Raw genomic sequence first — 390 nt, 5'->3', positions numbered from 1 at the left:
TTATGGTGGAGGATGACGGGATCGAACCGCCGACCCTCTGCTTGTAAGGCAGATGCTCTCCCAGCTGAGCTAATCCTCCGAATTAAATGATTTTATATATAAATGGTGACCCATACGGGATTCGAACCCGTGTTACCGCCGTGAAAGGGCGGTGTCTTAACCGCTTGACCAATGGGCCTTAATGATGTTTTCATTTATGGCAAGTGTTTAAATGGCGGAGAGCAAGGGATTTGAACCCTTGAGACAGGGTTACCCGCCTACACGATTTCCAATCGTGCTCCTTCGGCCACTCGGACAGCTCTCCATAATGGCTCCGCAGGTAGGATTCGAACCTACGACCGTTCGGTTAACAGCCGAATGCTCTACCACTGAGCTACTGCGGAATAATTA

General features: G+C 49.7%; 4 tRNA genes. All 4 read right to left on the bottom strand.

Annotation, left to right across the window (positions count from 1 at the left end):
- Window positions 1-3 precede the first annotated feature (3 nt).
- Window positions 4-79: transfer RNA gene (locus ACTXGU_RS22400), tRNA-Val, on the bottom strand.
- Window positions 80-103: 24 nt separating this feature from the next.
- Window positions 104-178, bottom strand: a tRNA-Glu gene (locus ACTXGU_RS22395).
- A 34-nt stretch (window positions 179-212) separates the two neighbouring features.
- Window positions 213-304, bottom strand: a tRNA-Ser gene (locus ACTXGU_RS22390).
- 4 nt (window positions 305-308) lie between these two features.
- Window positions 309-383 (bottom strand) — tRNA-Asn (locus ACTXGU_RS22385).
- Window positions 384-390: the final 7 nt, after the last annotated feature.

The sequence above is a fragment of the Niallia sp. 01092 genome, assembly GCF_052318935.1.
Classification (GTDB): domain Bacteria; phylum Bacillota; class Bacilli; order Bacillales; family Cytobacillaceae; genus Niallia.
This window is presented reverse-complemented; position numbering and strand designations above follow the sequence as displayed.